Genomic DNA, 23298 nt, shown 5'->3' on the forward strand with positions numbered 1-23298 from the left:
TGTTAGTTCATTCAAAAAACTCTCCTGTTGCGAGCCGCTAGTCACTCGCTAAAGGATGATGTTCATCGACTATTTTCTTCAATCTCTCCTCTAAAACATGCGTATATATTTGGGTTGTTGAAATATCCGCATGCCCAAGAAGTTTCTGTACCACACGCAAATCAGCTCCGTTTTGTAACAAGTGTGAAGCAAATGCATGTCGCAGAACATGCGGAGAAACCTTGGTGTGATCCAAACCAGTGCGTGAGGCCAACGCCTTAAGGTCCCTTCCAAAAGCTTGCCTTGTAAAATGACCACTCTCTCCATGGGAAGGAAACAACCAGACACTATCTGCGTATGCGTTAACTGCGGCTCTTAACCGAACATAGTTAGTCATTGCCATTTGCGCTCTTGGCGACAGAGGAACAGCTCTCTCTTTGCGCCCCTTACCTTTGACAGTAATTAATCGACTATCGCGAATAGCAGCGGACACTGGCAGCGAAACCAGTTCTGATACGCGCAGACCCGTAGCATAAAGAACTTCCAGCAATGTGTAGATTCTTAGTGCTCTAATCTGCTTTGCGTCACTATCATGCTTTGCTTGCGCTTCTCGTTCCGCTAGGCCAAGTAACTGATCAACCTCACTCTCACTCAACGTTCCCGGTAAACTATGAGATTTCTTAGGAGAAACGATTTGACGTGTAGGATCATCCTCTCGGCGCCCCTCAGCATATAAGAACCCATAGAACTGACGCAGCGCAGACAACCGCCGGGCCTGTGATGACTCAGCAAAGCCACGGGTCGTCAAGTCCGCAAGGTAGTCTTGTATATGCTCTTCCTGAACATCAATAAGGCTTAAACGAGAGGGTAGCAAAAACTCTTCCAAATCATTCAGATCACTTCGATAGCTCTCCAACGTATTGAACGCGCAGTCTCTTTCAACGCTCAGCATTTCAAAAAATGTTTCCAAATCCAGCGCATTGCTCATCGTTGGTTACTCTCCAAGCTTATCATTTTTGATTTCAATTGTAATTTCTCGCGGCGTTGGCTCAACAAATGTAGCCAGTGCATACATAGCTAAGACCACACTGATGATGAATAGGCTGACAATAGATAGGAGCCGCGTTAATGTTGGCATGGGAATTCTATCCCCCGAAATATACTAGTGAACTGCTTTGAATTTAATAACAATAGCCCTTGGTACCTTGCAAATTATCCCTTTTTCGTAGGAGTGTTCAAGCACAATAGCTGAGTGCTTGACAGATCCTATCGTGATACTGTCAAAGCAATCCTAAGATAAGTAGCGAATGAGGACTCTGCGTGAACGCCATCGACAATAAGGCCGAAGTCAGGCAGAAACGAGTAACAAGTATCGTCGATAGGCTTGGAAATAAGTCCATCGTACTCGTTGGGATCATGGGGTGTGGCAAATCCACTGTCGGGCGCAGGCTTGCTCAGTACCTATCTCTCCCTTTTGTGGATGCCGACAATGAAATCGAGCAGGCTGCAGACCGGACTGTAAAAGAGATATTTGAAGAACATGGTGAAACATACTTTCGTGAGGGAGAAAAGCGCGTCATAGCCCGTCTCATGAAGGAAGGCCCTCAAGTTCTTGCTACAGGCGGGGGCGCATTTATGAATCTGGAAACCCGCAGCCGCATAAAAGAAGACGGGGTTTCGATCTGGATGAAAGCCGAGCTGCCTGTCATCATGAACCGCGTTCGTAAAAGACCTACGCGGCCTTTGCTGCAGACAGTCGATCCAGAAGGCACCATGCAAAAGCTGATGGACGAACGATATCCGGTTTATGCTCTCGCAGACATGACGATTTGGTCCCGAGATGTTACGCACGAAGCTGTGATGGAAGAGATCTTAAACGCCCTGGAAACCGGCCTTCCGGAAAAAAACTCTCAAGAACTGCCTGAGGAATAAAATGACTAGCTCTGATGACCTGACCAAGAGCGATGGGCCACTGGAAATTAATGTAGACCTTGGCAATCGCTCCTATCCAATTTTAATAGGCAGAGGCTTACTTGAGAGCGCTGGAGAAACAATTGCTCAAAAGCTCCCTGCAGCACGAGTTGTAATCATCACTGATGAAAACGTAGCTCCGCTCCATCTCCCAACCTTGGAAGCCTCTTTTGCACGGTCTGGTATAGACTATCACACACTAGTAGTCCCAGCCGGAGAGAAGACGAAAAGCTTTAAATACTATGAGCAGTTATGCGATGATATTCTGGGCCTAAGACTTGAACGAGGTGACGCAGTAGTTGCACTGGGCGGTGGTGTTGTTGGGGACCTGTCAGGGTATGTCGCAGCATCTGTTCGCCGTGGAATGACTTTTGTACAAATACCGACAACTCTACTCGCTCAAGTGGATAGTTCCGTTGGTGGAAAAACCGGCATTAACAGCAGACATGGCAAGAATCTGCTTGGAGCTTTCCATCAACCTGCACTCGTCATTGCAGATACTGCTCTACTGGATTCACTTCCGCATCGGGATCTGGTTGCAGGGTACGCAGAAGTCGCGAAGTACGGCCTTATCAATGACCCTCAATTTTTCTTTTGGCTAGAAGAAAATTATGATGAAATTTTTATAGGGGGTCCTGCTCGTGAGCAAGCAGTTGCTCACTCTTGCCGTGCAAAGGCCATGATTGTGGCCGCTGATGAAAGAGAAGCTGGTCAGAGAGCGCTTTTGAACCTTGGCCATACATTTGGTCACGCTTTTGAAGGCGCTGTCTCCTATGAAACCGAGCGCCTAGTGCACGGAGAAGGCGTTGCTCTTGGTATGATCCTTGCCCATCGTTTTTCAAACCAGCTTGGCTTATGCTCTGAAGAAGATGTAGTACGTGTCGAAGCTCATTTGAATGCTGTGGGACTTCCCACAAAGCCAAGTCAAATACCGGGCCAGTTACCATCAGCAGAGTTTTTCTTGGATATGATTAAGCAGGACAAAAAAGTAAGCCGCGGGAAATTGACCTTTATCCTCACCAAAGGGATCGGTCAGTCTTTTATCGATACCACTGTCGATGAACATACACTTCTGACTTACCTTCAGGAGCAGTTGAAATCATGACCGAATTCCCGCTTTGGCTCTCAATTGGCTTTATTTTCTTCCTGCTCTTTCTATCAGGTTTTTTTTCCGGGTCAGAAACTGCATTAACCGCTGCATCGCGTGCGCGCATGCACCAGCTGGAAAAGGCTGGCAACAAGCGAGCACTCGTCGTCTCAAAACTAATAGCTGCCCGAGAGCGTTTGATTGGCGCCTTGCTACTTGGCAATAATCTCGTCAATATTTTAGCTTCGGCCATGGCAACCTCCTTGTTGCTCGATCTTTTTGGGGATGCAGGTGTCGCTTATGCTACACTTATAATGACCCTCATGGTTTTGATATTTTCAGAGGTTCTTCCCAAAACATGGGCTATCACTCATGCCGACAACTTTGCACTGGCTGTTGCACCAATTCTAAAGCCTCTCGTCTCCGTACTTAGTCCTTTTGTAAGCGCAATCCAGTTTCTTGTAAGAGCCCTGCTCTGGTGCGTTGGAGTAAAAATTGACGGTTCGCAAGCCGTCTTGTCAGCCCATGACGAGCTTAGAGGCACTGTTGATCTTCAGCATAAAGAAGGTGGCTTGATAAAAGCGGACAGAGACCGTATTGGCGGCCTTCTTGACCTCGCAGAGTTGGAAGTTAGTGACGTCATGGTTCACAGAACCAAGCTGGTAGCTATCAATGGAGGCCTGCCTGCAGAAGAAATAGTTCAAGAGGTTCTTTCTAGCCCGTACACTCGAATTCCGGTCTGGAAAGATAACCCAGACAATTTCATTGGCTTGCTGCATGTAAAGAATGTCCTGAGGGCCTTGGCGGCTGTCAAAGGTGACTTTGAAAAGTTTGACCTCTCCGAAGTCATTGCCCCCCTCTGGTTTGTGCCCGACACCACTAGCCTACAAGGTCAGCTCAATGCCTTCTTGAAACGGAAAAGCCACTTTGCTCTGGCTGTTGACGAATACGGCGAAGTGATGGGGCTCATAACTCTGGAAGACATTCTTGAGGAAATTGTTGGCGAAATTGCCGATGAACATGACATAGATTTACCGGGGCTCATCCCTCAAGCGGATGGATCAGTAATTATCGAAGGTTCTATTCCCATACGAGACTTGAACCGTGCGACTGACTGGGACTTACCGGATGAAGAGGCAACAACAATTGCGGGCCTTGTAATCCATGAGGCAAGAATGATTCCTGAAGAACGTCAGGTATTCACCTTTCATGGCTTCCGGTTCACGGTATTACAGCGGGAGAAAAACCGCATTACACGGCTGCGCGTCTTGCCACTCACAAGCACTAAGCGAAAAGTACGGCAGAGCACTTCGCAGTAAAGTTAAAGTCAAAGAAACTAGGGCTCCTAAGGAGCCCTTTTTTAAGTTTCTAGCAACAGAATGAAAAGAATGCATCAAGCCGCCGAGTTAGGCCCCTCGCGCCTCTATGGCTAAAGCATGAATTCCACCTGCCAGCTCTTCTGCTAAACATTCATTAATCATCCGATGCATTGCCACACGCGTTTTCCCACTAAACTCTGTGGAAACAATCTTGATTCGAAAATGAGTATCCCCCCCTTCACGCCAACCTGCATGTCCACGATGTTGTTCGGATTCATCGATAACTTCCAGCAGTATTGGTGAAAACTCTGCCATCAGCTTTGAATATATGATAGTGTCTTTCGTCATGCATTCTTTATTGGCTGCAATGAAACTCTGGTCAAGCCCTTGCCATTGGGCCACTCTTACATCTATCTATACCGGTTCTCTTATTTACCGATCAACCGCAATTAAGTTGGGTCACTGAAGGCGAAACATGAAGCTGAATTCCTCCCTATTCGACAGCATTCGCGTAAAACCGGACAAGGACCGGCAGGCCAACAAAAGCACTCCTCAATGCGAGTGGGAAGGCTGTGTACGTCCTGGCGTCCATAAAGCGCCAAAAGGACGTGATCATGAAGGGCAGTATTTTCACTTCTGCGTGGATCACGTCAAAGCCTATAATAAAAACTACAACTACTTTAACGGCATGGATGATGACGCCGTAAGAAGTTACCAAAAAGATTCGGCCACTGGTCATCGGCCTACTTGGAAAATGGGTGTCAATTCCGACCCTACCTCGCCCTCTGGCAGGGATGGCAACAGATCCTCAGTCGATGATCCACACGAATTCATAGAGTCTGCGCAAAAGGCTCAGAAGCCCCAAAAGCCGCGACGAAAGGTTCTTGCTCTCGAGAGACGGTCTCTTGACACGCTAAACTTAGGCGAAACGGCAACTAGCGAACAAATTAAATCCCGTTATAAAGAACTGGTAAAAATACACCACCCTGATGCCAATGGCGGTGACCGATCCTCGGAAGATCGACTACGTGAGGTTATCCAAGCCTACAACACGCTGAAAAAGGCGGGACTTTGCGACTAAGCGCTTATGCGCACAGGGCTTCTTGAATACTTTCCCATCCCGCACTTGCCGGGCTTGGAGGACCAATGACAGATACAATGACGACCGCCGAAACTTTGCCTGATACAGAAATTTCCGTTCGAGATGTTTTTGGTATTGATACCGATCTCGTGGTGCCTGCCTTTTCAGAGCCAACAGAGCATGTTCCAGACATTGACAGGGACTACCTCTTCGATGAAACAACGACCCTGTCCATTCTTGCCGGCTTTGCTCGCAATAGACGCGTAATGGTTACCGGTTACCACGGTACTGGTAAATCGACCCACATCGAGCAAGTCGCAGCTCGCCTCAATTGGCCATGTGTGCGTGTAAACTTGGACAGCCATGTCAGCCGTATTGATCTGGTCGGGAAAGATGCGATCGTTATCAAAGAAGGCTTAACCGTTACAGAATTTAAAGATGGGATTCTTCCTTGGGCCCTTCAAAACAATGTGGCATTGGTTTTTGATGAATACGATGCTGGCCGCCCTGATGTGATGTTCGTAATCCAGCGTGTTCTAGAAGTTTCCGGTCGTCTTACGCTTCTGGACCAAAACCGAGTAATTCGCCCTCACCCGGCGTTCAGACTGTTTGCAACCTCCAATACGGTTGGGCTAGGCGACACTTCCGGCCTTTATCACGGAACCCAGCAGATCAACCAGGGTCAGATGGATCGCTGGTCAATCGTCACCACACTTAACTACTTGCCGCATGATAACGAAGTAGAGATTGTTCTATCTAAATCGCCTCACTACCAAAACGATACCGGCCGTTCTATCGTCTCAAAAATGGTAAGAGTAGCGGACATGACGCGCAACGCCTTTGTGAATGGTGACATTTCAACGGTCATGAGCCCACGTACCGTTATTACCTGGTCTGAAAATGCTGAAATTTTCGGTGATGTCGGCTTTGCATTCCGACTAACATTCCTCAATAAGTGTGATGAAACCGAACAAATGCTTGTCGCAGAATTTTACCAACGCTGCTTTGGACAGGAGCTTCCTGAATCAGCTGCCAATGTCGTTTTGAGCTGAGGCATTTATCATGGCAGTGCGCAGTAACTTCTCCCAGAATAATCAACCTTCAATGGACCCTTTGAAACAAGCCATTGGCTCTACGGTAAAAGCTATTGCAGGTAAGCCTGATCTTGAGGTTATCTATACTGCGGACAAGCCCAGTTTGTCGGGAGAGAGGATCAGGCTTCCAGAACCCAGTCGACGAATGACGCACAACGATGTCTCCGTCACACGTGGGCTTGGTGATTCTATGGCTCTGCGCCTTGCCAGTCACAGTAGCGACATTCATGGTAAATTTGTCCCTTTAGGCAACAATGCACGCGCCATATTTGACGCCCTAGAGCAAACACGCTGCGAGTCTCTGGGGTCAAATCGAATGATCGGTGTTGGTGACAACATCGATGCCATGCTTGAAGAGCGGTATCTAAAAGGAGACTACGCCCATATATCTAATCGGGAAGAAGCTCCCTTAGAAGATGCCGTTGCACTCTTGGCAAGAGAGCGCTTAACAGGGCGAAAGCCCCCTGAATCTGCACAAAAAATTGTCGAATTGTGGCGCGACTGGATTGAAAACAAAGCTGGTGAAGATCTGGATGACCTCCAGAACCGCATTGAAAACCAAGAGAAGTTTGCCAATCAAGTGCGAAACCTATTGACCAGCTTGGATATGGCAGACGAGCTGGGTGACAATCCTGAACAAGATACTGAAGAAGAAGCTGAAGGCAATCAGGATCAGGATGAGCGAGCAGACCCATCTGGCGACTCCGAAGAAGACAGTGGCGAGCAAGAAGGCGCTCCCCAAGACGAGCAGTTGTCTGGAGAAGATCAGGACGAGGGTGAGACTGAAGGCGCGGACAGCGACATGCGTGAGCTGGGTGAAGACGACATGTCTTCCGAAGCTGACGAGGCGGGAGACGAACAGCGCAAAGACCTTCCGTTTACCAACCATGCCCCTCGGGATGAATATCGCGTCTATACAGAAGGGTTTGACGAAGTCATTACCGCCGAAGAGTTATGCGACCAAACTGAACTTGATCGCCTTCGCGGCTTTTTGGATAAACAACTATCAACCCTGTCTGGTGCCGTGTCCCGCTTGGCAAACCGCCTTCAGCGCAAATTGATGGCCCAGCAAAATAGAGCTTGGGATTTTGACCTAGAAGAAGGAATCATCGATTCAGCCCGTCTACACAGGGTTGTCATCGACCCAATGCAGCCATTGGCTTTCAAATGGGAGCAAGATACAGAGTTCCGCGATACTGTCGTAACACTGCTTCTAGACAACTCCGGCTCCATGCGCGGAAGGCCAATTACAGTAGCCGCTACATGCGCTGACATTTTGGCACGAACACTCGAGCGCTGCGGTGTAAAAGTTGAAATTCTTGGATTTACAACAAAAGCGTGGAAAGGCGGGCAATCCCGTGAAGCTTGGCTTAAAGATGGGAAACCGGCCCAGCCAGGCCGATTAAACGACCTCCGCCACATTATTTACAAGTCTGCGGACACTCCATGGCGCCGTGCGAAGCGAAACCTCGGCCTCATGATGCGAGAAGGGCTTTTAAAAGAAAATATTGACGGGGAGGCTCTTGATTGGGCTCATAAGCGCCTATTGGGAAGGCCTGAACAACGCCGTATTCTAATGATGATCTCTGACGGAGCTCCGGTTGACGATTGTACACTATCGGTAAACCCCGGCGACTATCTTGAAAAGCACCTGCGTAATGTGATCGAGGAGATTGAGAACCGCTCTCCAGTAGAACTTATTGCTATTGGCATTGGACATGATGTGACCCGTTATTATCAAAGGGCTGTTACTATCATAGATGCCGAAGAGCTTGCAGGAGCGATGACCGACCAGCTTGCCGATCTTTTTGATGAAAATATTAATTCACCACATCAAGGTCGACGGTAGCGGAGGCTTATATGGGTGTATCCAGACGTTCCTTTGTCAAAAGCTTGAGCGTCTGGGCCTTGACTGCAAGCTGGCCGGCACCCCTCAGCTATGCCAAGCCTCTTGCAGAATTTACAAGTGTCTCACTTTCTCAAAAACCAATTACCCATTTCAATATATCAAAACCTGACCAGAAAGAATTTGCTAACCTTTTGTTTCTCGGCGGACTGGAGTTTTCTTCATCACATAGGCAGCTCGGCGGTATATCTGGTGCAACTATATCCCCAAGCGGCGATCACCTACTTTGTGTCACCGATAACGGACACTGGGTCAAGGCAGGCATCAAGCAGAACGCAACAGGAAAGCCGCTGGCCCTCGAAAACGTTTACATAGCCCCAATGCTATCCCCCACCCGAAAAGCTCTACCTGGAACGCCTTTGTCAGATATAGAGGCAATTACCCTCGCCCCACAACCGGGCCAACAGCGGCTGTTGGTAAGTTATGAAACCGCCAATGGCATACTCTCCTACCCATACCCATTAGACCTCACTAAAAAACCCCAAAAAATTACACTGCCAAATGAGATTAGACAACTCAGAACCAACAAAGGTCTGGAAGCTCTAGCAATAGCTCCCAATCAGTCAAAGTTTCGAAACCATGTAATCGCCATTGCTGAACGTGGAAGGAGTTTAAAGGTAAATAGGCCCGGCTTCATACTCAGCTTGAATGGAAAATTAACCGCACGCTTCGAAATTGACCGCCTCGGTGACTTTGATATAACAGATATTACCTTTTTACCCTCAGGCGACATGTTACTTTTGGAAAGGCTGTTCAACTTCCAACAAGGCTTGAAGATGCGGATCCGTAAAATAAAACCTTACGAAATTACGAACGGTGCTGTCATAAAGGGAAGCGTGCTTCTAGAAGCTGACATGGGGCATCAAATTGACAACATGGAAGTTATCACTGCTCATAAAGGAATAAGAGGGGAAACAATTCTCACCCTTATGTCAGATGATAATCGAAACTTTCTGCAAAGAAACTTACTCCTGCGTTTCAGTTTGAGCGACAGCAAAAATTAGGTCGCACTTAACTGCCTAAAGCAAAAAGCCGCGTTTAAAAGACGCGGCTTTCAAAGTCTTTAGAGCACGATAGCTAACTATGCGGGTTGCTTGGATGGTTGGACAGTACCCAGAATTCCAAGGAAGATCCGATAGGGGGCTAACATACACATGGCTACTACCATCTTCACACTAAAGTCACCCAGTGCCCACGACACCCAACGAGAGACCTCAACAGGCAAGAAGCCAAACAATGGTGCTGCTTCTACCGCAAACGCATCATGGTAACCTACAAACGCGAAGCTTGAAGAAAATGCGATGCCAAAAAATAGAAGTGTATCCAAAATGCTTCCCAATGTTGAAGAAACAATTGGGGCAGCCCACCATGGTTTTCTGCGAAGACTGTGAAAAATCTGAATATCAAACAGCTGTGCAAACAAGAAAGCCGACCCAGATGCTAGGGCGATCCGCGGTGTTGCAAGTGCAATAGACAGGACAACGGCAACAGCAAATCCTGCATAAACAACACGGCGTGCTGCCTTAGGACCAAAATTCCGGTTAATCAGATCCGTTACCAAAAATGCAATTGGATAGGTAAAGGCCCCCCAAGTCAGAAGGTCTTGAAGAACAACTGGACCAAGATTTCCATTTACGGGGTATTGGACAAGAATGTTGGATGCCACAACGACTGCGGTCATTGCCACTATGCCGAAAGCCACCGGCTTAGCGGTGGCTGCCTTTATCGTAGAACTCATCGTGATATGTCTTTGGCTGCTTACGCAGCTTCTGCCTGACGACGACGAATTTCTGTCTTCAACAGACGAGCTTTAGCAGAAAGCTCTGCTTCTGCTGCTTTCAAAAGAAACGCGTCCAACCCACCACGGTGCTCAACTGAGCGAAGAGCGTGAGCGGAAATGCGCAACTTGTATGTTGCACCCAATGTTTCACTCATCAAGGAAACATTGCAAAGGTTAGGAAGAAAACGACGACGACTTTTGTTGTTAGCGTGGCTAACATTGTTGCCGGTCATCACGTCTTTACCGGTAAGTTCACAGCGGCGTGCCATGTGGATCACCCTTTTTAATCTAACTGGCGCCACGTAAATACCGAAGCGCGATCACTAAACCGGAGGGTTCCGGACCTCGCATTATCGGTCCATTTAGACTCCGGCGCATATTGAAAAGTTGGCTTGCTATATTGCCTAGAGGGGATTTCGTCAAGGGTTTGGTTATTGAAACCCTCGAATTCACCTGTAGACTGAACAATCTTAAGGTTTTTAACTTCAACGTTACCAAGTGTAGATAAGCTGTATCTTGGCAATCAAAAAAATTCGATTAAATCGAATACTAAAAGGCTGAGGCTTAACCAGCCATGGAGGTATTGCGTCGTGGTAGTTTCAAGAGTGAAGGCCCTCTGGGACCTCTGCGGGAGTACATGTGTACTTTATACAGCACTATTTTTATCCATCATATCCACAGATGCTTTTAGCAAAAGTGAACAAGTCAACGGAAACTACAATATTTCTGTCGCAGGCTTCACCGTTGCAAAAGGAACTCTCAACTTAACATTAAACGGTAGTTCATATTCAGCTGCCGTAGAGATGGAACCAGCTGGAATTGGCACACTTTTCTCCACTGGAAAAGGCGGAGCACGTGCAAAAGGATGGGTCTCCAGTTCAAAAGTTCTAGCTTCCCGCTATGAAATGGCTTCCAGCACAACCAAGCGTGATTTTTATGTGAACTTGAAACAAGCTTCCGGGCATATTCACCGGGCTGAAGTTCGCCCAGGTTTCAAACCCTCTAAAACAAGAATTAAAGTCACAAAAGAGCACATCAAAAACGCTCTTGACCCACTAAGCGCAGCCTTAATGCCAGTCAAAGTCCAAAGGCATGCACTAAGCCCGAAGGCCTGTGAGAGGACCCTTCCCATTTTTGACGGGTGGGTGCGCTTTGATATTAAGTTAGAGTACAAGGAAGTTCGTCATATTTCTAACAGTGGCTATGAAGGCCCAGTCGTCATTTGCAAAGCGAAATGGATACCTGTTGCCGGGCACAAACCAGAGCGAAAAAACATCAAAATGCTCTCTAAGTCTAACAAAATTGAAGTCTGGCTGGCACCTATTTCTCAAAAAAGAGTTTTAATACCCTATAGAATTTCTATCCCAACGGGAACTGGGGCACTTGTAGTTGAAGCGAGGCAACTTACCTTACCCACTAGCGGTAAACGGGCGGCCGCTCAGTAATTTTATAGCAATTTTACGACAAAAACTTGCTGAGGCAGGCCCCCACGACCAGATTTATGCCTGAATCCCTTGACAGAAGGGCGCGGTAACGCCAGTGTCTCGCCAACTTTAGGCGCAGACATTATGCGTTCTTTTGGCATTGCCACCCTGCGAATTGCAACGAGTGAAAAACTATATGCGCAGTTACCTTGAATTTGAAAAACCAGTTGCCGACCTAGAAGGCAAGGTTCAAGAGCTCAAAACCCTCGCTGAAAGCGGTGAAGCTGTTAATGTTGACGAAGAGATCAATAAGCTGCAAGACAAATCCGCCACTGCTTTGAAAGCGCTCTACCTTGAACTTACGCCTTGGCAAAAAACACAAGTAGCACGACACCCTGACCGTCCCCATGCTGAAGACTACATAAGCCGACTTATCTCAGACTTCACACCACTTGCCGGAGACCGAAACTACGCTGAAGACCATGCTCTAATTGCAGGACTTGGCCGTTTTCGTGGCCAGTCGGTAGCTGTTTTAGGTCAGGAAAAAGGTAACGATACAAAAAGCCGGCTGCATCGTAACTTTGGTATGGCTCGCCCGGAAGGTTACCGGAAAGCTGTGCGTATCATGGATATGGCAGATCGTTTTGGTCTTCCGGTCATTTCCTTTGTTGATACGGCCGGGGCTTACCCAGGCGTTGGAGCTGAGGAACGAGGACAAGCTGAAGCCATTGCCCGTTCGACTGAAAAGTGCCTGAACTTAACCGTCCCCAACATCTCCCTTGTTATTGGTGAAGGTGGCTCAGGCGGGGCCATTGCCATAGCAACAGCTAACCATGTTGCAATGCTCGAGCACGCCATTTACAGCGTCATTTCTCCGGAAGCTGGCGCCTCTATTCTTTGGCGGGACAGCGCTAAGGCTCAAGAAGCCGCCAATAATATGAAAATTACAGCTCAAGATCTTCTGCGCCTCAAAGTGATTGATGAAATCATCAATGAGCCGATTGGCGGCGCACACCGTGCCAGAGACACTGTTATTGATCGGGCCGGTACAACAATCGAAAAAGCACTCGCACGCTTAAGTGAACTAGATGCGAGCGGGCTGAAATCTCAAAGACGAGAAAAGTTTCTGGCGATTGGTAGAAGTCTCGGCTAAAGCCAACGCTTCAAAACCTATTGTTGGTAAAGGCATGGAAAATTACCATGCCTTTTTTCCTACATAAAGTCGCCTCATAATAATCATAATCAAGTTTCCTCTAATTGGATCATATCGGGTCGGTCTTCTCTAACTTTTGATAAACCTAGATTCATTAGTATTCTTGACATGAAGACTGGCAGGCTTCGGGGGAGTTAGATTTGCCAGTGAATTAACTTAGGGGCGTATTCATGTTTTCACCATTCATCGCTGGCTTGAAAAATATGACCAGACCGTTGGCTGCTATTGCACTGGCATCTACACTGATTGCGTGCCAGGGCAGCGAATATATGGGTGCGAAACATGAAAAGCCCATCAGCGACTCCATCAAGCGCAAAATTCAGCGCTACTCCATGGACGAACACTCTCCTATTCTCGTACGACTATTCAAAGAAGAGTCGGAACTAGAGGTCTGGAAAGAAGCTCGCTCCGGTACTTATGAGCTACTGGAAACATTTGAAATCTGTAAGTGGTCAGGAAAACTCGGGCCGAAATTCAAAGAGGGCGACCGACAAGCACCTGAAGGTTTCTACAAGATTTCTCGGGCTCAAATGAACCCAAATTCCGACTATTACCTTGCATTCAATCTTGGCTTTCCAAACAAGTATGATCGTGCACACGATCGCACAGGCACCTTTTTGATGGTCCACGGTGCGTGTTCATCGCGCGGTTGCTACGCTATGACCGATGAGCAAATCTCCGATATCTACGCTCTGGCACGAGAAAGTTTCTTAGGAGGGCAGCGTAAGTTTCAAGTACATGCCTTCCCATTTCGCATGACAGCAAAAAACATGGCAAAGCACTCGGGTAGTGAGCACTACGAATTTTGGAAAATGCTGAAAGAAGGAAGTGATCACTTTGAAGTAACTGGTCGCCCGCCCAAAATTGATGTTTGTGACAAAAAATACGTCTTTAATGCGAACTTAAAGAATTCAGGCGCACGCTTTAACCCTAGAAACTCTTGTCCCGCCTATGAGGTTCCTCAAAGAGTTGCCAAAGCAGTCGCCCAAAAACAATTAAGCGACAATCTCAAAATTCAAGAGTACCAAACAGCATCAGTTCGAAGAAAAGAACGCCAAGATGCTGTTGCCAGTTTCTTTGGAAATGAACAAGGCCCGGCCCGTTCATCCTTAGCATTACAGCAAGCCTCTGGCCCCTCACCTAAACAACCAACAGCTGCACAACTATCATTGGCACCTATACAAAGTCAGGCCGAAAAATCAGAAAGCAAGAAGCAAGGATTTTTGACCGTATTTAATAATTTAATCCCACAGGATGACAATAGATCCGTGCCAACTATCAACGCAGTACCACAGCCCAAAGCGCTACCTTAAAACACTTTGCGCCTCATAGAGTATGATAAGAAATTCTAAGCTATTTGTGTCATGCCCAGATGGGCCACCCTTAAGCCACGGGCATCGCACTGAAAGTTCTTGGGAAACGGCTGAGCAGCTCCAGTCAACAGCCTTTCCGCAATAACAGCACTCGCACAGGCGTCCAACAAGTCTGTCCGACAGGAGCCTTCTGGAGGTGATTGATTAAAGAAATCTGCAAAAAACTAAAGTTGACAAGTATAACCTGCCTCATATCCAGGCCCTATTTACTTGCAATTCCTTTAATCCGCTTTGGTAATTGGATTGGCCTATCTCCATTAAGTCGCCAAAACCCTATTTCAGGGTGAACCTCGTATATGAAACTCTCCAGCTCAGGCTTAATAACTGAATCTCATTCATGAATTCTTGAAAAAGATGAAAAGCTTGTTTGGAAACCTTTTCACCGCCCCTATCCCGACAGCTCCGTAAAATGACTAACCAACCTTCTTGGCAAGCACCCACGCCTGCGACTAGATTTTCCATAATGGGTTTCTCAATTATTTCGGAATAGAGCCTTCAACCACGCGTCTGTCATTCACCAATGCCATGGGCCTGATGAGGGCCTCTTGATTTTGCGAGTACAGTAGTTCTTGCGCACCCATTCGAACACTCTTTGCTGCCAGCTCAAAAACGGAGGCTGCGGATACTTTCAACGCATCTTCATCCCGTTGCCCCTCCAATAGTCGAACAAGCATTAGAGCCTCTAATAGGTAACCATAATCAAAATCTGAGCCGGGTACTTTAGAGTGTTCTACTGACGTGCTCCCCGATGGTCCTACAAGCAAGTATGAGTGCGAATTCCGCCGCATTGCTGGGGCATTTGTAATAAGAACTCTTTCAATTTCAAGGGAACGTGCCGCAGCGATCAGTTCTGCCTCGCAATCAGCTGGAAAGTTTGCATAGTTGGAAATACTCTTCATATCACCAATCAGATAACTGCATATCTGCCCAAGTGAATCTGTATGACCTGCCAAATGTAGTTCTCTAACAGCACTCACACTAAGAAGAGTTTTTAAACTAGTGTTAACGGCAACAAAATCTCTTAAAAGCTGTTCCGTTAATGTCGCCTGGTCCTCCGAATAGAGATTACCAACCAGAACCGCATCAATATCTGTAGCTGAAAAAGCTGTACCAGCACTCTTCAAAAAGTTGGAATTGGCCTCAGTAAATACAGTTTCACCAGCAACTACCGTTGCCGTGGGTATGAAAATAACCCTATGGCCTAGGCGCTCTATTGCAAAAACCGCCCCGCGGCTGCCTTTTGTCGGACAAAGTGACTGTTCTCCTATAAAAAGAACAGTCTTTATAGTTTTTTGAACGGGCGCTGGTAGTTTCCCTCTCTTACTAAATCGCTCAAGTGACATCGCCGGTCAGTCCTTTTTCCTCGAGCACTCTTTGATCGGCTCCATATCGTCCTTCAATATACTCCAAAACCAACTGCTTGAACTCATTAGCTATATCAGAACCACGTAAGGTCATGGCCTTTTTCCCATCAATGAAGACAGGCGCTGCTGGTGTCTCGCCAGTACCTGGAAGAGAAATCCCTATATCCGCATGCTTGGATTCACCTGGCCCATTTACAATACAGCCCATAACCGCAACATTCAGAGCTTCCACTCCAGGGTACTGCTCGCGCCAGATAGGCATGCTTTCCCGTATATGGTTCTGAATGTCCTGAGCAAGCTCTTGAAAGACCGTAGAAGTCGTGCGCCCGCATCCGGGGCAAGCTGCGACGATAGGAACGAAGCTCCGGAACCCCATTGTCTGCAAAAGTTCTTGAGAAACCTGAACTTCCCTCGTGCGATCCCCACCCGGCTCAGGTGTTAAAGAAATACGGATAGTGTCACCAATCCCCTGTTGTAACAAAATTCCCATAGAGGCAGAAGAAGCAACAATTCCTTTCGTTCCCATCCCTGCCTCTGTCAAGCCAAGGTGAAGGGCATAATCGCAACGCTGAGCCAGATCAGTGTATACCCCGATAAGATCCTGAACTTGAGATACTTTTGCTGATAGTATAATTTTATTTCGCGACAACCCCAGCTCTTCGGCTCTTTGGGCGGAAAGTAAACCTGAACGACAAATTGCCTCACGCATCACTTCCTGCGCTGTGAGTAAAGATCCGTTTTCTTGGTTCTCATCCATAAGGTGTGTGAGAAGATCTTGGTCCAAAGACCCCCAATTTACCCCAATGCGAACTGGCTTGTTATAGCGGATTGCAGTTTCGATGATCTGACCGAATTGCAGATCTTTTTTTGCTTTGAAGCCTACATTACCTGGGTTTATTCGATACTTGTCCAATGCCTCCGCACAGGCTGGATGATCTGCAAGAAGTTTATGCCCGATATAGTGAAAATCACCAATAAGTGGCACGTGTATTCCTAATCGATCCAAGCGCTCTTTGATGCGAGGGACGGCAGCAGCAGCTTCATCCCTGTCGACTGTGATCCGGACAAGCTCAGAGCCCGCTTTAGCAAGTGCTGCTACTTGAGCTACGGTAGAATCCACATCAGCAGTATCCGTATTCGTCATAGACTGAACCACAATGGGAGCAGTACCTCCCACAACAACTCCCCCCACATCAACAGGGATAGAAGAGCGGCGGCTAAGAGGGGTAGAAAGATACAGCGGCTTATTGGGTGTCATAGCGTTTCCAAGAGAATCAAAATTCAACAATGCAACTGCCGCATGACGCGGTTCCTGTCAATATGAGAGAAACCTCAGGAGCACACAAATAGAAACACATGACGAAACTGAGTAATATTAGTCTCGAAATAACGATAAATTGACCCAAAGCGCAGAAAACTTATTAAGCTTAGTTTACATTTAAGCAAACTTCAAAACATTATGGTTTCGGCATAATTTTCTTCGTAGATTCTTTTATCAGTTTTGAAACAAAAGGCCGGGGGCTTCCATGTTCGAAGGTAAGACAGCAGTCATCACAGGCTCCACTTCGGGCATAGGGCTGGCATACGCCCGCAAGCTCGCAGAACACAAAGCCAATATAGTCATCAATGGCTTTGGTGACAGCGAAGACATCGAAAAGGAACGGGTCTCTATTGAAAGAGACTTTGGGGTTAAGTGCCTTTATTCCAACGCAGATATGACTAAGCCCGATGAGATTGAGGGTATGATTGAACTTGCGAAAAACCAGCTTAACTCAGTTGATATTTTGATTAACAACGCTGGCATTCAACATGTTGATCCAGTTGAAGACTTTCCTGCGGACAAATGGGATGCCATCCTAGCTATCAATTTAAGTTCAGCATTTCATACGATACGTCACAGTATTCCTTTGATGAAGCAGGCAGGATGGGGGCGGATCATCAATACCGCTTCAGCACATGCTCTTGTCGCATCTCCCTTTAAAGCGGCTTACGTATCCGCGAAACATGGCATTGCAGGTTTAACTAAAACCGTGGCGCTGGAAGTCGCTCGAGACAACATCACAGTCAACGCAATCTGCCCTGGCTATGTGTGGACCCCCCTAGTAGAGCAGCAAATTCCGGACACTATGAAAGCGCGCGGACTAACAGAAGAGCAAGTGAAAAACGATATCCTCCTGTCCGCTCAGCCGACGAAAGAGTTTGTCACAGTCGATCAGGTCGCTTCTTTTGCATTATTCCTATGCTCCGATGCAGCGTCTTCAATGACCGGTGCCATACTTTCCATGGACGGTGGCTGGACCGCCGCCTAAATCAAACAAACTGCTCTGGAAAAGACTGTAGACTACTCTTTAACTTTGGAGGCCTTAATGGCGACTACTCGGAAAAAGAAAGTCAAAAAGATAAATCTTGCGCTTCAAGGCGGCGGGTCTCATGGCGCCTATACATGGGGTGTTCTGGATTGGTTGTTAGAAAACGAGCAGTTTGAAATAGGTAAAATTTCGGGGACAAGTGCTGGAGCAATGAACGCAGCTGTTCTTGCTGACGGGCTTGTAGAAGGTGGGCAAGAGGGAGCACGAAAAGCGCTGAGAGACTTCTGGAGAGCCGTAGCTGAAGCTGGTAAAACAAGTCCATTCCAGCGCGGGCCACTTGATGTTCTCTTGGGAAACTGGAGTTTGGATAACTCTCCAGTGTATGTTGGGTGGGACCTCACTTCCCGGCTCATATCACCCTATCAATTCAACCCTTTGAACATAAACCCGCTAAAATCTATCATAAACGATCACATCAACTTCGACCGCGTCCGCCATTGTGACATTATTGATGTATATGTAGCCGCAACAAACGTTCGTACAGGGAAAATTAAAGTCTTCTCTGATACTGAGTTAACAGCAGACGCCTTACTTGCCTCCTGTTGTTTACCCCAAGTCTATCAAGCAGTTGAAATTGATGGCGAAGCTTATTGGGATGGCGGGTTTATGGGAAACCCTCCTTTGTTCCCTCTTTTTAACGAAGGAGGAAAGACTGATATTCTACTCATCCAGATCAACCCTGTTATTCGTGAGGAAATTCCACGAACAGCCTCTGAAATATCAGAACGTCTCAACGAAATAACATTCAATTCAACATTACTGCGAGAGCTAAGGGCTATTGAATTCGTATCCCGATTGATAGATCAGGAAAAGCTTGACCCCAATGAATATACAAAAGTTCACATGCATCGCATAGAGGCGACTAAAGATTTACTGCCCTTTGGTGCCTCCTCAAAAATCAACCCTCAAGAAGAATTCTTGGAGCTACTTTTCAAGATTGGAAGAAAATGTGCTGAAGCTTGGGCAGAAGTCCACTTCGACAGCATTGGTTTCAATAGTACATTAAATCTTAAGCAAGAAGTGAGTTAACGGGCTTGCTTGGCAAAGGTAAGGCATAAATCTATAGCGCTTACATACTTTCATCTCTATTGAGTAATAACAATTCTAGCATTTTGCGGGCCATAGGTTTTAATCAGACTGAACAGTACAGCAGCATTACTAGGATCTAAACGAACACAACCATGCGAAGCCGGACGACCAAGGCTTTTAACTGCAGTTGTACCGTGAATTGCGTAGCCCTTATAAAAAAATACAGAGTAAGGCATGGGAGCATTATTGTACTGCTCGGAAAAATAAACCTCATGCATGCGAAATGGAGAGAAAGTGCCAGTTGGAGTTCTATATCCCTTACTGGCGGTTGATACCAACCAAAAGTACTGCGGTACTCCATTCACATAAACTGTCATTGTCTGGTCAGAAATGTCTATTTTTGCAGTTATGTTTTTTGAAAATGCATTATTTACATTGCCGAACTCAACGATCGCGATAAAGCATAACACAGCAAACCACAGGTACGACTTCCACATTGCCAACTCCAAACTCAACTACTTCTTGTTAGTTCAGCCTAGAGAAAAGTGGTAGTGTTTCCCGTAGTTATGATGGCACAGCCTATTACTTTAACCAGTTGAATTATAATAATAAATTTTAGTAGTTCTATTATTTACCCTAATCCAATTCTTTGGAGGCTCCCAGCATTCAATTAAGATATGCAAGGCATACTTGGGCAATCAGCTTCAGGGGTTGTACTCACATGATCTTTTTACGCAGCTTACTCACTCAAGATAAACTGATGAGAACTATAGTTGCTCTCCCCGTAATAATTTCGGTTATCTCTTGGAATGAGGCTGAGGCCAACGAAGACTATAAAAAGTCAATTAAGACTCTCGAAACTACCGGTTCTTGCCAAGCCTGTAACTTTCTAATGGCTGAAATGAGAGGTATTGATATTAAGGGGGCAAACCTTTCCGGTGCCATACTGAGAGAAGCAAATCTGAAAAAAGCAAACCTTGTTGGTGCAAACTTTACAGATGCTGACTTGCGAAGAGCGTCTTTCGAAAAGGCCGATTTAGCAACCAGTATTTTTGACGGAGCACAACTGCGAGGAACAGATTTTGAAAAAGCAACCGTTCCAAAAGGAAAATTCCGTAACGCTGATATTCGCAGCGCTGATTTCCGTTCAACTGATATAAAAGAAGCTGATTTTTCTAACTCAGATATTAGGGGAGCAATTTTTAATCGCGCAAACGCCGAGTTAGCTAGTTTTCAAGGGGCGAAACTCTCTGGCGCAAGCTTTGAACGAGCGAATTTAATTGCAGCAAATTTAAAGTCAGCCCGCCTGAACGAACTTAATATGAACCGAGTTAATGCAACTGAAGCACGCTTCGATGGTAGTGACCTTCGCAATACGTACTTTACAAGCTCAGACTTGACGAACGCCAGCTTCAAAAACACTCAACTCTCTGGAGTTTTGATCCGGCGCTCCAGATTGGCCGGGGCGGATTTTACAGGTGCAACTGGGATTGAATCCGTTCAGTTTATCGATTCTTGTCGAGACGAAGCGACGATATTGCCCAGCTCAATACAAATGCAACTCTGTACTGATTGATATTTGAAAGATATATGGCGAAACCCATTACCGTTCTCAGTCAAACAGATTGAAATCAAATCTGTAAGTCGCTCCCAATGCTACGGTGAACATGTTATCGGTTTCAGTCACAGGACTGTCAGAAGCATCCCCAATTAAACGATCCCAGCCTCCTTGAAGATGTAATGTAATATCCTCCATAACAGAGTAACTGACCCGCCCAACAAGCCCTACACTTTTAAACCCTCCATCTGCACTATACGGCCCATAAGCTGCGCTAGACGACAGGCCAAAATACGTTTCCATATAGTCGCTATCGGCGAAATCAGCCCGCGGACCAAGGCTGAAGGTCCATTGCTCCAAGGGACTATAAATAAAATCCAAACCAGCTCGTCCAACGACCCCGGTATTGCCATTAAATCCGTGACGAACTTCTATAAATCCTCGAAACCAATCGTGGCGGTAACCGCCTCCAATACCAATTTCTCCAGCCCAGTCAATCTTCCGCGTCCCCCTTAGCTTTTCACCATCACTAGGTTTACGCTCTGAAACATATCCAAAAGACGGATAGACAAAGACGCCTCCTTGAACACCATCTTTAACTTGTCCAAGGGCAGGCAAATAAAACCGGCTAAATGCAATGAGAGGCAGGGGGTAGATATTGTATTTGTCTGAACCGTCGTATTTGTTTGATACAACCCCTGCTAAGCCAATATCGACCACGTATTGCTTTTGCATCTCTTCGGGTGTCATCGAACCAAGTAGAATTTCATCTTTCGCGAAAGCTTGCGACACACCGATACTAATGCATAAGACAGCAAGTCGGCTAGCAGCTACATTAGAAAGCCCCATTTTCAACAGTCACTTCCAATAGTTCGAGAGATACACCTGCAGAGAACGTCCACTCCCAACAGCGGAGAACTTAGTTACGCAACCAGCCCCCAAAGGCATAAAATCCTTAATGTCTTCGTCATGCTACGCACTTACATCACCTAATGTCCAGCTAGGACAACATGGAGAGCAAAAACACCTGTAATACGCCTTAGGTGCTTCTGTAACCAGGCAGGTTACCAATCATTTCTAATATTCATAATGTCGAAACAGTTGGCAATTTCCAAAGTTACGTAAAAGTAATCTAATATTACTTACTTAGAGCCTGTGAAAAACTGAATACTGCACTAGAAAAAACTATTTCACTCACAAATATCGCAATGTTTCTGCTATATACCGCACCTTTCTAGCTGGATTTCGAAGCAAAGCACAGCTGACCGCTAGAATCCATGGCAAACAGGGTCTAGGCTGAACGACCTAACGACCCGCATTCGGATTGAAATATGTTTCTGAGTATCTTTGAAATATTCAAAATTGGAATTGGACCTTCCTCCTCTCATACCATGGGCCCAATGACAGCAGCACAACGCTTCCTCGATACTTTGAGAAATGGCCGCAGCCAATGGCCTGGCTCCGGAGCTCCTGCTTCTATCAAGGTAATTCTTTACGGTTCACTTGCTTGGACAGGCAAAGGCCATGCGACAGATCGGGCGGTCGTATTAGGTCTAGCTGGCTTTTCTCCAGAAACAATTGATCCTGCCGAAGTTGAGATACTTGAGAAACAGATTAACCGAACCAAAACACTAGAGCTTAATGGCCTACCACCGCTGAAGTTCAACCCGGAACAAGACGTAATATTTGAGTTCAATGAAGAGCTCCCCGGGCATGCCAACGGTATGGTTATTGAAGCATTCGATGCTGCCGAAAAGCTTCACTTTCAAGAAACATATTATTCCATTGGCGGCGGCTTCGTTGTAACTGCTCTCGAACTGGAGCGGCTTAAAAAGAACCCAGAATCTGAAACAGACGGCCCCCCAATATCCGGACCGAAACCCTATCCCTTTTCCTCTGCACAACAAATGCTGGAGATGGGAAAAGCATCCAAGAAAACCATCGCAGAAATGAAGAGAGCCAATGAGCTCACAGCCATAACTTCAAAAGAGTTTGATGCTAATGTCTGGCAGATCTGGACAGTCATGGATAACTGTATCCAACGCGGCCTCAACAGTGAGGGCATTTTACCCGGTGGGCTCAACGTCAAAAGGCGAGCTGCACAAATCAAAAAACAGCTTGATGACGAGCACGGTAACAATATGAAAATGCCGCATACAGTGAACGACTGGGTTTCCGTATATGCCATGGCTGTGAATGAAGAAAACGCCGCTGGTGGACAAGTGGTAACAGCTCCGACAAATGGGGCTGCAGGAGTAATCCCCGCCACAATCAAATACTATCGCACACACTGCCCTGGTAGTAGTGATGAGGGAATCCGCACATTTCTACTCACGGCTTCAGCTGTCGGCGGTATTATCAAACACAATGCTTCTATTTCTGGTGCTGAAGTTGGATGCCAAGGAGAGGTTGGTTCCGCCGCCGCGATGGCAGCAGCGGGGTTATGTGCAGCCTTGGGAGGGAGCAATGAGCAAATTGAAAATGCCGCAGAAATTGCCCTTGAACACCACCTAGGTCTTACCTGTGATCCCGCTAAAGGGTTGGTGCAAGTTCCATGTATTGAGCGCAATGGCTTAGGTGCCATTAAAGCCGTTTCCGCAGCCTCACTAGCTTTAAGAGGCGACGGAGACCATTTCATGCCATTGGACAACTGCATAAAAGCAATGAGGCAAACCGGCGAGGAAATGAATACGAAATACAAGGAGACAAGTTTGGGTGGACTAGCTGTGAACCTTCCGGAATGCTGATTGG

23 protein-coding genes are annotated in these 23298 nt (G+C 46.7%); 14 read left to right on the top strand and 9 right to left on the bottom strand.

What is annotated here, in order from left to right; genetic code table 11:
• Positions 1–37: 37 nt before the first annotated feature.
• Positions 38–967, bottom strand: coding sequence for a site-specific tyrosine recombinase XerD (locus tag P6574_RS18940; protein WP_310621777.1), 930 nt, complete (start codon positions 965–967; stop codon positions 38–40).
• Positions 968–973: 6 nt separating this feature from the next.
• Entirely contained in the window at positions 974–1117 is a 144-nt protein-coding gene (locus P6574_RS18945; RefSeq protein ID WP_310621778.1) for a hypothetical protein, read from the bottom strand.
• Between the two features lie 182 nt (positions 1118–1299).
• Between P6574_RS18945 and P6574_RS18950 the strand changes: the two genes are divergently transcribed.
• The 3 genes from P6574_RS18950 to P6574_RS18960 are packed head-to-tail and all read left to right on the top strand — an operon-like array spanning position 1300 to position 4356.
• Positions 1300–1911, top strand: coding sequence for a shikimate kinase (locus P6574_RS18950; RefSeq protein WP_310621779.1), 612 nt, complete (start codon positions 1300–1302; stop codon positions 1909–1911).
• Between the two features lies 1 nt (position 1912).
• Positions 1913–3055 (top strand): 3-dehydroquinate synthase, encoded by a 1143-nt coding sequence (gene aroB / locus P6574_RS18955; protein ID WP_310621780.1) that lies wholly within the window; start codon positions 1913–1915, stop codon positions 3053–3055.
• The gene (locus P6574_RS18960; protein WP_310621781.1) at positions 3052–4356 is read left to right on the top strand and encodes an HlyC/CorC family transporter; all 1305 of its coding nucleotides are present in this window, start codon (positions 3052–3054) and stop codon (positions 4354–4356) included. Before aroB ends, P6574_RS18960 begins: the two co-directional genes overlap by 4 nt.
• Positions 4357–4443: 87 nt before the next feature.
• On the opposite strand, the gene P6574_RS18965 is transcribed toward P6574_RS18960, so the two are convergent.
• A complete protein-coding gene (locus P6574_RS18965; protein ID WP_310622198.1) occupies positions 4444–4704 on the bottom strand; it encodes a BolA family protein in 261 nt (86 codons plus the stop codon).
• 127 nt (positions 4705–4831) lie between these two features.
• Here P6574_RS18965 and P6574_RS18970 point away from each other — a divergent pair, with 127 nt between their 5' ends.
• From P6574_RS18970 to P6574_RS18985, 4 genes are all read left to right on the top strand, one after another.
• Positions 4832–5437, top strand: coding sequence for a J domain-containing protein (locus P6574_RS18970; RefSeq protein WP_310621782.1), 606 nt, complete (start codon positions 4832–4834; stop codon positions 5435–5437).
• A 65-nt stretch (positions 5438–5502) separates the two neighbouring features.
• A complete protein-coding gene (gene cobS, locus P6574_RS18975; RefSeq protein WP_405048119.1) occupies positions 5503–6489 on the top strand; it encodes a cobaltochelatase subunit CobS in 987 nt (328 codons plus the stop codon).
• Between the two features lie 10 nt (positions 6490–6499).
• Positions 6500–8380 carry a cobaltochelatase subunit CobT gene (gene cobT / locus P6574_RS18980; protein ID WP_310621783.1) on the top strand — a complete coding sequence of 627 codons (1881 nt, stop codon included), beginning with the start codon at positions 6500–6502 and terminating at the stop codon, positions 8378–8380.
• A gap of 11 nt (positions 8381–8391) precedes the next feature.
• Complete coding sequence (locus P6574_RS18985) at positions 8392–9441, top strand: esterase-like activity of phytase family protein (protein WP_310621784.1); 1050 nt, start codon at positions 8392–8394, stop codon at positions 9439–9441.
• 77 nt (positions 9442–9518) lie between these two features.
• Here P6574_RS18985 and P6574_RS18990 read toward each other — a convergent pair whose 3' ends face one another.
• Together P6574_RS18990 and rpmB are read right to left on the bottom strand one after the other, a co-directional pair.
• Positions 9519–10175, bottom strand: a complete 657-nt coding sequence (locus P6574_RS18990; RefSeq protein WP_310621785.1) for a VUT family protein — start codon at positions 10173–10175, stop codon at positions 9519–9521.
• A 20-nt stretch (positions 10176–10195) separates the two neighbouring features.
• Positions 10196–10486, bottom strand: coding sequence for a 50S ribosomal protein L28 (gene rpmB, locus P6574_RS18995; RefSeq protein ID WP_310621786.1), 291 nt, complete (start codon positions 10484–10486; stop codon positions 10196–10198).
• 321 nt (positions 10487–10807) lie between these two features.
• Here rpmB and P6574_RS19000 point away from each other — a divergent pair, with 321 nt between their 5' ends.
• The 3 genes from P6574_RS19000 to P6574_RS19010 all read left to right on the top strand — a co-directional run bounded on the left by P6574_RS19000 (position 10808) and on the right by P6574_RS19010 (position 14167).
• Complete coding sequence (locus P6574_RS19000) at positions 10808–11662, top strand: DUF3108 domain-containing protein (protein WP_310621787.1); 855 nt, start codon at positions 10808–10810, stop codon at positions 11660–11662.
• A 175-nt stretch (positions 11663–11837) separates the two neighbouring features.
• Positions 11838–12794 (top strand): acetyl-CoA carboxylase carboxyltransferase subunit alpha, encoded by a 957-nt coding sequence (locus tag P6574_RS19005; protein ID WP_310621788.1) that lies wholly within the window; start codon positions 11838–11840, stop codon positions 12792–12794.
• Positions 12795–13024: 230 nt separating this feature from the next.
• Positions 13025–14167 carry a murein L,D-transpeptidase family protein gene (locus P6574_RS19010; protein ID WP_310621789.1) on the top strand — a complete coding sequence of 381 codons (1143 nt, stop codon included), beginning with the start codon at positions 13025–13027 and terminating at the stop codon, positions 14165–14167.
• Positions 14168–14703: 536 nt separating this feature from the next.
• On the opposite strand, the gene P6574_RS19015 is transcribed toward P6574_RS19010, so the two are convergent.
• Together P6574_RS19015 and ispG are read right to left on the bottom strand one after the other, a co-directional pair.
• A complete protein-coding gene (locus P6574_RS19015) occupies positions 14704–15570 on the bottom strand; it encodes a carbohydrate kinase family protein (RefSeq protein WP_310621790.1) in 867 nt (288 codons plus the stop codon).
• Positions 15560–16849 carry a flavodoxin-dependent (E)-4-hydroxy-3-methylbut-2-enyl-diphosphate synthase gene (gene ispG / locus P6574_RS19020; protein ID WP_310621791.1) on the bottom strand — a complete coding sequence of 430 codons (1290 nt, stop codon included), beginning with the start codon at positions 16847–16849 and terminating at the stop codon, positions 15560–15562. Before ispG ends, P6574_RS19015 begins: the two co-directional genes overlap by 11 nt.
• 268 nt (positions 16850–17117) lie before the next feature.
• Here ispG and P6574_RS19025 point away from each other — a divergent pair, with 268 nt between their 5' ends.
• The gene (locus P6574_RS19025) at positions 17118–17900 is read left to right on the top strand and encodes a 3-hydroxybutyrate dehydrogenase (protein WP_310621792.1); all 783 of its coding nucleotides are present in this window, start codon (positions 17118–17120) and stop codon (positions 17898–17900) included.
• Positions 17901–17957: 57 nt separating this feature from the next.
• Positions 17958–18989 carry a patatin-like phospholipase family protein gene (locus P6574_RS19030; protein WP_310621793.1) on the top strand — a complete coding sequence of 344 codons (1032 nt, stop codon included), beginning with the start codon at positions 17958–17960 and terminating at the stop codon, positions 18987–18989.
• Between the two features lie 56 nt (positions 18990–19045).
• On the opposite strand, the gene P6574_RS19035 is transcribed toward P6574_RS19030, so the two are convergent.
• Positions 19046–19486, bottom strand: a complete 441-nt coding sequence (locus P6574_RS19035; RefSeq protein ID WP_310621794.1) for a L,D-transpeptidase — start codon at positions 19484–19486, stop codon at positions 19046–19048.
• 224 nt (positions 19487–19710) lie between these two features.
• On the opposite strand from P6574_RS19035, the gene P6574_RS19040 reads away from it, so the two are divergent.
• On the top strand, positions 19711–20565 hold the full coding sequence (locus tag P6574_RS19040) for a pentapeptide repeat-containing protein (RefSeq protein ID WP_310621795.1): 855 nt from the start codon (positions 19711–19713) through the stop codon (positions 20563–20565).
• 36 nt (positions 20566–20601) lie between these two features.
• Here the strand turns inward: P6574_RS19040 and P6574_RS19045 are convergent, their stop codons facing one another.
• Positions 20602–21396, bottom strand: coding sequence for a MipA/OmpV family protein (locus tag P6574_RS19045; protein ID WP_310621796.1), 795 nt, complete (start codon positions 21394–21396; stop codon positions 20602–20604).
• A 482-nt stretch (positions 21397–21878) separates the two neighbouring features.
• On the opposite strand from P6574_RS19045, the gene P6574_RS19050 reads away from it, so the two are divergent.
• On the top strand, positions 21879–23294 hold the full coding sequence (locus P6574_RS19050; RefSeq protein WP_310621797.1) for an L-serine ammonia-lyase: 1416 nt from the start codon (positions 21879–21881) through the stop codon (positions 23292–23294).
• Positions 23295–23298 lie beyond the last annotated feature (4 nt).

The sequence above is a fragment of the Pseudovibrio sp. M1P-2-3 genome, from assembly GCF_031501865.1.
GTDB lineage: Bacteria > Pseudomonadota > Alphaproteobacteria > Rhizobiales > Stappiaceae > Pseudovibrio > Pseudovibrio corallicola.

What these genes read in the sequence shown, in the direction of transcription:
- P6574_RS18940 (WP_310621777.1), bottom strand. Translation starts at nt 967, where the DNA reads ATGAGCAATGCGCTGGATTTGGAAACATTTTTTGAAATGCTGAGCGTT.
- P6574_RS18945 (WP_310621778.1), bottom strand. Translation starts at nt 1,117, where the DNA reads ATGCCAACATTAACGCGGCTCCTATCTATTGTCAGCCTATTCATCATC.
- aroB (WP_310621780.1), top strand. Translation starts at nt 1,913, where the DNA reads ATGACTAGCTCTGATGACCTGACCAAGAGCGATGGGCCACTGGAAATT.
- P6574_RS18960 (WP_310621781.1), top strand. Translation starts at nt 3,052, where the DNA reads ATGACCGAATTCCCGCTTTGGCTCTCAATTGGCTTTATTTTCTTCCTG.
- P6574_RS18965 (WP_310622198.1), bottom strand. Translation starts at nt 4,704, where the DNA reads ATGACGAAAGACACTATCATATATTCAAAGCTGATGGCAGAGTTTTCA.
- P6574_RS18970 (WP_310621782.1), top strand. Translation starts at nt 4,832, where the DNA reads ATGAAGCTGAATTCCTCCCTATTCGACAGCATTCGCGTAAAACCGGAC.
- cobS (WP_405048119.1), top strand. Translation starts at nt 5,503, where the DNA reads ATGACAGATACAATGACGACCGCCGAAACTTTGCCTGATACAGAAATT.
- cobT (WP_310621783.1), top strand. Translation starts at nt 6,500, where the DNA reads ATGGCAGTGCGCAGTAACTTCTCCCAGAATAATCAACCTTCAATGGAC.
- P6574_RS18985 (WP_310621784.1), top strand. Translation starts at nt 8,392, where the DNA reads ATGGGTGTATCCAGACGTTCCTTTGTCAAAAGCTTGAGCGTCTGGGCC.
- P6574_RS18990 (WP_310621785.1), bottom strand. Translation starts at nt 10,175, where the DNA reads ATGAGTTCTACGATAAAGGCAGCCACCGCTAAGCCGGTGGCTTTCGGC.
- rpmB (WP_310621786.1), bottom strand. Translation starts at nt 10,486, where the DNA reads ATGGCACGCCGCTGTGAACTTACCGGTAAAGACGTGATGACCGGCAAC.
- P6574_RS19005 (WP_310621788.1), top strand. Translation starts at nt 11,838, where the DNA reads ATGCGCAGTTACCTTGAATTTGAAAAACCAGTTGCCGACCTAGAAGGC.
- P6574_RS19010 (WP_310621789.1), top strand. Translation starts at nt 13,025, where the DNA reads ATGTTTTCACCATTCATCGCTGGCTTGAAAAATATGACCAGACCGTTG.
- P6574_RS19015 (WP_310621790.1), bottom strand. Translation starts at nt 15,570, where the DNA reads ATGTCACTTGAGCGATTTAGTAAGAGAGGGAAACTACCAGCGCCCGTT.
- ispG (WP_310621791.1), bottom strand. Translation starts at nt 16,849, where the DNA reads ATGACACCCAATAAGCCGCTGTATCTTTCTACCCCTCTTAGCCGCCGC.
- P6574_RS19025 (WP_310621792.1), top strand. Translation starts at nt 17,118, where the DNA reads ATGTTCGAAGGTAAGACAGCAGTCATCACAGGCTCCACTTCGGGCATA.
- P6574_RS19030 (WP_310621793.1), top strand. Translation starts at nt 17,958, where the DNA reads ATGGCGACTACTCGGAAAAAGAAAGTCAAAAAGATAAATCTTGCGCTT.
- P6574_RS19035 (WP_310621794.1), bottom strand. Translation starts at nt 19,486, where the DNA reads ATGTGGAAGTCGTACCTGTGGTTTGCTGTGTTATGCTTTATCGCGATC.
- P6574_RS19040 (WP_310621795.1), top strand. Translation starts at nt 19,711, where the DNA reads ATGATCTTTTTACGCAGCTTACTCACTCAAGATAAACTGATGAGAACT.
- P6574_RS19045 (WP_310621796.1), bottom strand. Translation starts at nt 21,396, where the DNA reads ATGGGGCTTTCTAATGTAGCTGCTAGCCGACTTGCTGTCTTATGCATT.
- P6574_RS19050 (WP_310621797.1), top strand. Translation starts at nt 21,879, where the DNA reads ATGTTTCTGAGTATCTTTGAAATATTCAAAATTGGAATTGGACCTTCC.